9 protein-coding genes are annotated in these 9,850 nt (G+C 53.9%); 1 reads left to right on the top strand and 8 read right to left on the bottom strand.

Annotated features, from left to right (window positions below; all coding sequences use genetic code 11):
• Nucleotides 1-39: 39 nt before the first annotated feature.
• The 7 genes from uhpT to rbsK all read right to left on the bottom strand — a co-directional run bounded on the left by uhpT (nucleotide 40) and on the right by rbsK (nucleotide 8,447).
• Nucleotides 40-1,431: a hexose-6-phosphate:phosphate antiporter gene (uhpT, locus tag FDW94_RS01600; RefSeq protein ID WP_003023929.1), complete on the bottom strand. Its 1,392-nt coding sequence runs from the start codon at nucleotides 1,429-1,431 to the stop codon at nucleotides 40-42.
• A gap of 142 nt (nucleotides 1,432-1,573) precedes the next feature.
• Nucleotides 1,574-2,902 (bottom strand): MFS transporter, encoded by a 1,329-nt coding sequence (locus FDW94_RS01595; RefSeq protein WP_008786521.1) that lies wholly within the window; start codon nucleotides 2,900-2,902, stop codon nucleotides 1,574-1,576.
• Nucleotides 2,903-2,911: 9 nt separating this feature from the next.
• On the bottom strand, nucleotides 2,912-4,414 hold the full coding sequence (gene uhpB / locus FDW94_RS01590) for a signal transduction histidine-protein kinase/phosphatase UhpB (RefSeq protein ID WP_137377024.1): 1,503 nt from the start codon (nucleotides 4,412-4,414) through the stop codon (nucleotides 2,912-2,914).
• The gene (gene uhpA / locus FDW94_RS01585) at nucleotides 4,411-5,004 is read right to left on the bottom strand and encodes a transcriptional regulator UhpA (protein WP_003023923.1); all 594 of its coding nucleotides are present in this window, start codon (nucleotides 5,002-5,004) and stop codon (nucleotides 4,411-4,413) included. The genes uhpB and uhpA overlap by 4 nt, the downstream gene beginning before the upstream one ends.
• Before the next feature lie 153 nt (nucleotides 5,005-5,157).
• Entirely contained in the window at nucleotides 5,158-6,171 is a 1,014-nt protein-coding gene (locus tag FDW94_RS01580) for an aldose 1-epimerase family protein (protein WP_032945437.1), read from the bottom strand.
• 11 nt (nucleotides 6,172-6,182) lie between these two features.
• The gene (gene fucP, locus FDW94_RS01575; protein ID WP_003827126.1) at nucleotides 6,183-7,499 is read right to left on the bottom strand and encodes an L-fucose:H+ symporter permease; all 1,317 of its coding nucleotides are present in this window, start codon (nucleotides 7,497-7,499) and stop codon (nucleotides 6,183-6,185) included.
• Nucleotides 7,500-7,526: 27 nt separating this feature from the next.
• Nucleotides 7,527-8,447 (bottom strand): ribokinase, encoded by a 921-nt coding sequence (gene rbsK, locus FDW94_RS01570; protein WP_003827124.1) that lies wholly within the window; start codon nucleotides 8,445-8,447, stop codon nucleotides 7,527-7,529.
• Nucleotides 8,448-8,771: 324 nt separating this feature from the next.
• On the opposite strand from rbsK, the gene FDW94_RS01565 reads away from it, so the two are divergent.
• Nucleotides 8,772-9,557: a DeoR family transcriptional regulator gene (locus FDW94_RS01565; RefSeq protein WP_003827122.1), complete on the top strand. Its 786-nt coding sequence runs from the start codon at nucleotides 8,772-8,774 to the stop codon at nucleotides 9,555-9,557.
• Nucleotide 9,558: 1 nt separating this feature from the next.
• Here the strand turns inward: FDW94_RS01565 and ilvN are convergent, their stop codons facing one another.
• Nucleotides 9,559-9,849, bottom strand: coding sequence for an acetolactate synthase small subunit (gene ilvN, locus FDW94_RS01560; protein WP_003023914.1), 291 nt, complete (start codon nucleotides 9,847-9,849; stop codon nucleotides 9,559-9,561).
• Nucleotide 9,850 lies beyond the last annotated feature (1 nt).

Genomic DNA, 9,850 nt, shown 5'->3' with positions numbered 1-9,850 from the left:
GCCATTAAGGCGGGCAAAAGTTACCAATGCACACTTAACTTAAGCTACTTTCAATTGTTGAATCTTTTTCTCGCGGCGAATTTTACGTTCTTCAAACACAGCCACGATGGCCATCAGGCAGATACAGCCAATGGCGGCGGTATCCAGCGCAGCAAAGGTGCCTGCCCAGCCGGTCAGCCCGAAAATCGGCGTGCCGTCGGCAATCATCCCCAGACCGAGCTTGGCGAAGCTGTCACCAATCAGATAAGCGAAAGTGCCTTTAATCCCATCGGCTGCGCCGATCGCTTTTTTCGGCACAAATCCGACTGCCGCAACGCCGATTAACAGCTGCGGGCCAAACACCAGGAAGCCCAGCGCAAACAGCGAAGCCAGATAAACGTACTGGTTGCTGGCGTGCTGATAAACGCCCAGGGTGGCGATAATCAACGCCAGCGCTACACAGGCCACCAGCGCACGACGACCGTTCGCCAGGTCAGAGAGCCAGCCCCACAGCAGCGTACCGACCAACGCGCCCACTTCGAACAGGGTAAAGCCCTGAATCGCCACTTCTTTGGAAAGCTTCAGCTCCTGGAAGGCGTAGACTGTGGACCACTGGTCGATACCGATACGCACTACGTACAGGAAGATGTTCGAGAAACATAACAGCCAGATCACTTTGTTTTTCAGCACGTACTCAACAAAGATCTGCCATTTGGTCATCTCGTTTTCTTCGGTCTCTTTGTCTTCTTCGCTGATCTCCTCACCGAACAGCTCTTCGGCTTTACCGAGGCCATAAGATTCCGGGGAGTCGCTGCCGTAGCGCAGGCCGATAAAGCCGACAATCAGAGCAATAATCGACGGGAAGATAAACATACCGATGACGTGACCGTCGAACAGATAGTTAGCGCCAAACAGCGCCACGCCCGCCGCACCCGCACCGCCGAGGTTGTGGGAGATATTCCACATGCCGAGGTAAGAACCCCGTTTGCGACGCGGCGTCCATTTAGTAATGGTGGAATAGCTACATGAGCCGCCAGTACTCTGGAAGAAACCGCTCAGCGCGTAGAAAGCGATCATCAAAAACAGGCTGGTTGAACCCGCGCCCATGCTAGCGCTGAAGCCAAGCATACAGATGGCGGAGAGGATCAGCATAAACGGCAGGAACTGCTTGGTGTTTTTGCCGTCCGCGTAGTAGGAAACCAGCGTTTTACCCACGCCGTAGGTGATGGAGAAGCCCAGGCCAATCATCCCCAGCTGCGTCATGCTCAGCCCGTAGGTGGAGATCATGTCGTTCTGCGCGATGTTGAAGTTTTTGCGGATCAGGTACATGGTCAGGTAGCCGATAAAGACCACCAGATAGGACTGCATGAATGGTTTGAACCACATTTTGCGCCGCACATCGAGCGGCAGATCCAGGGTCGGCTTGCGCACCTGGTTTAGAAAGGCCAGCATTTGACACTCCCGAGCTAATTTTTATACCTGCGAATGGCAGGCATTGTAAAAATCAGCCGGAAGACGCGCCTGAGACAGCGTCCAGGTGAAACCGGGAAAATTTCTTAGTTTTGCTCCACTCGGGGCAAAAAGGTGAGGTACATCACGCTTCGTTGAGTTCGCGCGGAGCCTGGGCGTTTAAAAACGGCAGCAGCAGCAGCGCGGAAATTCCCGCCGCAATAGCGATCACCACAAAGAATCCGGTCCAGTGCCAGACCTCCATCACCTTCGCCAGCGGCCAGCCGGAGAGCGATGCCCCCAGATAAGCAAACAGCCCGACAAATCCGGTTGCCGCGCCCGCCGCCTCTTTGTGCGAACACTCCGCCGCCGCCATGCCGATCAGCATCTGCGGGCCGAAGACGAAGAATCCGGTGGTGAAGAAGCACGCGGCCTGCATCACATAGCTGGCGAACGGCATTAGCCACAGCGAGCCAACGGAGAGCAAAATTCCGGCGGCGAAAATCAGGTTCATTGGACCGCGGTTGCCGTTAAACAGCTTGTCCGAGCCCCAGCCCGCGACCAACGCGCCGATGAAGCCGCCCAGTTCGAACATGGTCACGGCGGTATTGGCAGTGACCAAATCAACGCCAAGTGTCTCCGACATATACAGATTGCCCCAGTCGTTAATCGCGGCACGGACCACGTACACCAGCACATAACACAGTGACAGCAGCCAGATATAAGGATTCAGTAGCACATAACGGGTGAGGATCTCTTTGCGGCTTAGCCCAGCGCCTTCCTGCTGTTGGGCAATTTCCAGTTCATCATGCCGCCAGTCGCCAATTGGCGGCAGACCAATCGCCTGCGGCCTGTCGCGCAGCCGCCAGCAGAGAAAAATCCCCACCACAATCGCCAGCAGCCCGGCGATCATCATCCCGGCGCGCCAGCCGTAGTGCAGCGCTGTCGCCGCCATCACGATAGGGATCAGCGCCCCGCCGACGTTGTGCGCGGTGTTCCACAGCGCCCACCAGCCGCCGCGTTCAGTACGCGAATACCACGCGGTCAATAAACGCGCGCAGACCGGCGATCCCCAGCCCTGGAAAAAGGCGTTCAGCGCCCACAGCACCGCAAAGGCCCATAGCGAGGTGGAGAATCCAAACAGAATGTTTACCACGCCGGTGGCAATCAGTCCGATGCCCATAAAATAGCGAGCGTTGGATCGGTCGCTGACGATACCGGAAACAAACTTCGACAGGCCGTAGGTGATGTAAAACAGCGTCGCCAGCAGCCCAATGTCGCTGCGAGTCAGCACGCCGCTGGTGAGGATATCCGGTACGGCGGCATTGAAGCTTTTGCGTGTGAAATAGAACAGCGCGTAGCCGAGCCAGATGGTGGTCAGGATATGCCGCCGCCAGTAGCGGTAGAGGGCATCCACTTCACGCTTATCAGTAATGAGCGGCGCACTGGCCGGAGCTTTTAAAAATGAAAACATGACCGCGCCTTACACATATCGCTGGGGTAACGACACGCTGACCCGCGTGCCGTGCGTACAGGAAATCGAGAGCGATCCGCCGAGGGCGCTAATCCGTTCACGCATCCCAGTGAGGCCAAATCCCTGTTGATTCGACCCAGGCGGCAGGCCGCTGCCGTCATCCTCAATCACCAGCATTAGCCGTTCATCCTGTTGCCAGCCCTGAAGCGTCACCGCGCTGGCGTTGGCGTGCTTAACGATGTTGTTCAGCCCTTCCTGACAGACGCGAAACAGCGTCACCCGCTGGCTTTCGCTAAGTGCAGATTCGTCAATCTGCCAGTCGAGATGGCTGACGATACCGCGACTTTCCAGCTCCATTTCGCGCATCAGTGAGCGGATGGCCTGCTCCAGCGTGAGATCGTCCAATTGACGTGGTCGCAGACGGCCTAACAGGCGACGCACCGAATCGTACACGCCGAGAGAAAGTTGTTCGATGTGCGCCCCGCTGCGCTTCACCCCTGCGTTTTCTGGCGCCAGCCGCTGAACAATACCCGCCTGGGTGCGAATGGCGGTGATGGTCTGGCCGATATCATCGTGCAGTTCGCGCGCCACATCCCGGCGCACGCTCTCTTCGGTTTCCAGCAGGCGTTCCGCCAGACGATGGTTGCGTGCTAATTCATTTTGCAGCGACTGGTTAAGTTCGCGCAGACGCTGAATACCCGCACCGAGCAGCAGCCCGGTCAGGCTTTGCACCAGCAGCGAGAGCAACAGATCGACGGGATGATCGTGCCAGGTCTGGCTGGCAATCAGCGCGATGGCGTTCATCAGCGTCGCAATCAGCGCCCCCTGCCAGCCGTAGTGCCAGGCCAGCGCAATGATCGGCAACGCGAGGCAAAACGGCGTGAAGCGCGAAAGCTCGGCGGGTAAACCGAGCTGTAGCCACAGGCTGACGCTAAACAGCAGCAGGTACCAGACCAGATGCCGCCCGCGCCAGTTCACCGGCTGCGACACCACCGCCGGGCCCAGCGGCAGCCAGGTCGTGCTGGTCAGATAGTGCCAGAACACCAGGCAGATCGGCGCCAGCGTTAATCCGCCGGTGAGCGTCAGCAGCAGCGCGTTCCACGCCTCTTCACCTTGCCCAAGCCAGGGCAGCGATTGCAGCAACGCCGCCGCCGTGAGCGCCGCGCCCTGCAACAACAGCGTGCGCCAGTCGCGCTGATGGCGGTATCGCGAAATCAACATCACCGGGAGTAACGTGAGGAAGCTACCGATCATCAAAAGTGGCAAATGGGCCAGCGCCACTTCCTGCGCCAGCCAGAAAAGAAGCAGCCATTCCGCGCCCAGCAGCACCGGCCAGTAGCCGCGCGGACATTGCAGCATCAGTCCCAGACGCAGACCAAACGGAAACAGCAGTACCGCCAGCTCCGGGCGCTCAACCAGATGCAGGCTGATGCTCCACAGGCAAAACCACGCGGCAGAGAAGATAAAGAAGCAGGCAACAACGGTGATTAACCGGGAACAGAACGTGTTCATTGCCAGCCGTCAAACATCCGGCGGGCCAGTTCGACGTCGTTGCTGACCCCCAGCTTTTCCATCAGGTTGGCGCGATGCACGTGCACCGTTTTCGGCGACAGACCCAGTTCAGCGGCAATCTCTTTGACCGCCATACCTTGCGCCAGTTTTTCCGCCACCTGACGTTCGCGTTTGGTGAGCGGATCCTGACGACCGGCCGCCAGTTTGACGGCGATGTCCGGCGTCAGGTAACAGCCGCCAGTCGCTACGGTATGCACCGCCGCGATCAGCTCATCCGGGCTACAACGTTTAGAAAGGAAACCACGCGCGCCCGCGTTGAGCGCCTGCTCCACCAGCGCCGGGCTGTCGTGGACAGAGAGCATGATAATCGCCATTCCTTTTGGCAACTGGCTTAACAGTTCAAGACCAGAGATATCAGGCATCGAGATGTCGCAGATACACACCTGCACGCCGCGTCCCGGTAATCCCGCCAGCGCCTCACTGCCTGAGCCAAACTCAGCGACCACCTGCAAATCAGGTTCCAGCCCCAGCAGTTGGGCAAAGCCGGAGCGGACGATGAGGTGGTCGTCAATAAGGGCAACGGTAATCATGGGTTCATCCTGGCGCTAAGGCATGCCTGATGGCGCTACGCTTATCAGGCCTACGGGCGGGTGCCGTTGTAGGCCGGATAAGGCATTAATGCCGCCACCCAGCAAAAGCGCTTACCTTAACGATAAGTGCTTTGGTGTTCAAGCCTTGAGCGATCAGGCTATGCCAGTTGTGACTGTAAATGTCCGGGTGTGCTGCGGTTCTATTTCAATCAAGGTGCCATTGCGTTGTGCTGCCAGGAATCCTTCAGGTCGACAGGTTGCAGGCAAGGCGAATGCCGCAACCTGTTGATCGCCGTTATAGAGGATCCAACGCGTCACATAATTCAGCTCCGTGCTGGAGAAACGCGTAACGAACGTGGTGCCATCAGGTGCGATCATGCTAAATTCTGGCTTATCAGTGTACCTGTCCAATTGGTCAGCAAAGAAGACAATTTCCGGATCGTAAAAATGGGGTTCATTGAGCCGCGCCAGAGAAGCCTCGCCCTGTACAATCCGCTGATTAAACGCCAGCCACTGCTCAGTCGGCTTAACATGCGCGGGTATCGACTCACGCAGCTTCATGGCCTCATCCGGAATATTCTGGCTGAAGGTGGCTTCCGGTACGTAGGCATAGTTCATATGGCACATGTACTGCAACGGCATTGCCACTGAGGCGAGGTTGGTAACCGCCATCTGAATATCAAACAGCGCGCTCGCTTTGTGCATTACCACCGCAGGATGCGCCTGATAATGATGACCGAACCCCATCACATACTCATAGCGTCCACCCACGCGCAAATTCTCACCCTCCAGCTCCAGCCAGGCTTCATCCATCGCGGCACAAGCCATTTCACCGTGCAAAGGATGTGAATCCTCTGGTGATGGGCAGCCATTTGCCAACAGACCTGAGTGGAAGGCAAAACAGCCGTAGGTCGCCACCACTTCCGCCGCCGGTTTCGGCTGACTGAACATGTTACGCATGGTCAGGTCATGGCCATCAAACTGAGCATCCCAGATCATCTGCCCCATCCAGGGCAGAATAACCAGATGTCCACGACTGTTTTCTACCTTCAGCCCTTCCACTCCGCTGGCGTAACGAAATGCGGTAACCGTGAAGTCGTTATTCTTCAGTAAGATTCGCGGATGCTCTGCAAAGAGTTCTCGCCACAGCGTTATACGTGTTGTCATGATCGCTCTCCTCAGGAAACTGTCGCTTCAGCCAGGTTGTTGCGCACTTTGCTTTCACGCCAGAAGTAGATACCGACGTACACGAAACAGAGCATGGAAACCAGGAACGAAAGTTGCAATGAATGGAACATATCGGCCACATAGCCCTGAATCGCCGGAACCACCGCCGCGCCGACAATCGCCATGACAATGACGGCACCCGCCATTTCGGTATGCTCGTTATCCACGGTATCAAGCGTACCCGCATAGATTGTCGCCCAGCAGGGTCCAAACAGGACACTCACCAGCACTGCGACATACACAGCGCTGAAGCTTGGCGCCAGTGCAACATAGACGAGGAACAGCGCACCAATAATGGAATAGAGAATCAGCACTTTTTCCGGATTGAAGCGCGTCATCAAAATGTTGGCGATAAACTTGCCGATAAAGAAGCAGGCGAAGCTATAGACCATGAAGGTTGAGGCGTCGCGCTCGTTGATATCACCTAATTCCAGTGCCAGACGGATGGTGAATGACCACACCGCGACCTGCATCCCCACATAAAGAAATTGCGCCACAATTCCACGACGGAAACGGGCATTGCTGGCCAGATAACGCAGTGTATCCATCGCTGACGGGCGTTTATGACTCGTGGTTTGCGCGACTTTACAGGTCGGGAAGCGAGTCAGCAGGAATAACACCATCACCACAACCAGTACCATAATCATGTACTTGTATGGCTCAAGGGTATTTTCCAGCATCAACACTTTAAAGTTATGGATCTGCTCAGCGTTCATCCCGGCCATCTGTTTTTCCAGGCTTTCACCTTCAGAGAAGACCAGATATTTACCTAGCAGAATGCCAGCAGCCGCACCAATAGGATAAAAAGTCTGACTGATGTTCAGGCGTAAAGTGGCATACGCTTTTGGGCCGATCATTGAGCTATAGGTGTTGGCTGCTGTTTCCAGGAAGCTCAGACCAATCGCAATCGCGAAAATCGCCGCAAGGAACATGGTGTAGGTGGCCATGTGCGATGCTGGGAAAAAGAGCGTACACCCAACGATATAAAGGGTCAGCCCCATTAAGATGGCGACTTTATAACTGGTCTTTTTAATCACCAGAGATGCCGGAATCGCAATTAAAAAATAACCGCCATAAAAGGCACTCTGAACTAATGCCGAGGCAAAGTTGCTGAGTGAAAATACGCTTTTGAATTGCGTAATCAGAATATCATTTAATGCGGCTGCGCATCCCCATAACGGGAATAAACAGGATAACAAAATAAACTGGAACAGAGGGGTCTTATTCAAATAGCCGTCAGGCATCTGAATGATGTTTTTATCGTTCATAGTGCTACCTTTTACAGTGCAGGAGTATTATTCGTTTAAGGTAAGAAACTCATTAAATTGTTCGATGCTTGGATAAGATGATTGAGTGCCTTTCCCGGTAACGCTGAAAGCAGCGAAGAGAGCGGCTTTTTTCATGGCGGCTTCCACATCACCGCTTTGAACGTAATAGTGAGCAAAACAACCGATGAAAGCGTCGCCTGCACCACTGGTATCGACAGCGTTCACTTTAAACGCTGGAACATGGACTTCCTGGTCACGCGTCATCCACAGCGCACCTTTCTCACCCATGGTGACGATAATATTGTTCAGACCTTTATCAACCAGAGAACGTGCCGCTGCGCGAATATGGTCATAAGTATCCACTGGCATACCGGTTAATATTTCCAACTCGGTTTCATTCGGCACAAAAAAATCACATTTACAGGCATAAGACATATCTAATTCCCGTAATGCAGGGGCGGGATTTAGTAACACTTCAATACCGTGTTTTTTGCCAAATTCAATCGCGTGATAAACAGTTTCCAGCTGCACTTCCAGTTGCAGGACAATAAGCTGACATTTTTTCAGATCTTCCGCCGCACGATCGATATCTTCCGGGGAGAGAAATTTGTTCGCTCCTTTAATAATCAGAATACTGTTGCTGGAGTTGGCATTAACAAAGATCGGTGCGACACCGCTGCTGGTGCAGGGTACCTTTTCGACATAGGTGGTATTAATTCCCCAGGATTCGAGATTGCGAATAGTGTTATCCGCAAAAATATCATCACCGACTTTTGTCAGCATCAGCACTTTGGAATTGAGCTTAGCGGCCGCAACGGCCTGATTTGCGCCTTTGCCCCCGCAGCCAATTTTGAACGCCGGTGCTTCCAGCGTTTCCCCTTCTTTGGGCATCTGGTTGATGTAGGTGATGAGATCCACCATGTTGGAGCCAATAACCGCGATATCCATTTTACTACCTCTCAGAAACAATCACACAACAATGATATTAAAATAACATTATCATGTTACTTTCGTATCATTTGTGACTAGGATCGCGATTGGAAGATCATTTTATTGTTTATTTATTGCACTAAATGTTACACCCACATCACAATGCAAATGATGAAGTTGCTTACAATTGACTGAAAATTAACTGGATATAATCAATAAAACGTGAAAAAACGCGCTTTTATTTCCGGATAGTCAGACGTATAGTAATGCGGCAATGTCATGTTCTCAGAAACACAAAAATGTTACTGAAGGAACATGGGAACATGATTCGTGGAGAAGCACATGGAAACTAAGCAAAAAGAACGTATTCGACGTCTGATGGAATTGTTGAAGAAGACCGACCGAATCCATCTGAAAGAGGCGGCACGAATGCTGGAAGTTTCCGTGATGACTATTCGTCGGGATCTCAGTCAGGATGACGAACCGTTACCACTCACGCTGCTTGGTGGTTACATTGTGATGGTGAACAAACCTGCTGCCATCGTTAACGCGCCACTCCCCGCGCAAAAACAGTATCACCGCGACGATTTACCGGTTGCCATTCTGGCTGCGGGACTGGTGAGTGAAAATGATCTGGTCTTTTTTGATAATGGTGCGGAAATGCCGTTGGTGGTCAGCATGATCCCGGACGATATTTCCTTTACCGGGATTTGCTACTCGCACCGGGTGTTCGTAGCGCTAAATGAAAAGCCCAACGCCACAGCGATTCTTTGCGGGGGGACCTACCGGGCGAAAAGTGACGCCTTTTACGACACCAGCAATCCCTCCCCGCTGGATGCACTCAACCCACGGAAAGTCTTTATCTCCGCCAGCGGAGTCCATGAGCATTTCGGCGTTAGCTGGTTCAATCCGGACGATCTGGCCACAAAACGCAAAGCGATGGAACGCGGATTACGCAAAATTCTGCTGACGCGCCACGCCCTGTTCGATGAGGTCGCCCCCGCCAGCATTGGTCCACTCTCCACCTTTGACGTACTGATAAGCGACCGTCCGTTACCGGCAGATTACGCAACCCACTGCCGGAACGGCTCTGTCAAAGTGATCACCCCGGATTCAGACGGAGACTAACTCACTCAAAGAACACGGTAATTTTGTTAAACATCGACGGATCGGACTGGTTGCGGGCCACTTTCACCACATCTTCCAGCTTGTCGATCTGGCTTATCATCTGCTCAAGACGTTGATCGTCGTTGACCAGTAGCCAGATGCGGCTCTTATCGCTGTCCTGAATCGGTAGACAGAGAATGCCTTCTACGTTGAACGCGCGGCGGGCGAACAGCCCGCAAACGTGAGTCATTACGCCCGGATGGTTGCGTACGGTGAGTTCCAGGATTACGTTGTCATGTGTCTGCTGTTGCATG

It is taken from the genome of Citrobacter sp. wls757, from assembly GCF_005280935.1.
Classification (GTDB): Bacteria; Pseudomonadota; Gammaproteobacteria; order Enterobacterales; family Enterobacteriaceae; genus Citrobacter; species Citrobacter portucalensis.
Note: the sequence above shows the minus strand (reverse complement) of the source record. Positions and strands in the feature narration are given on the sequence as shown.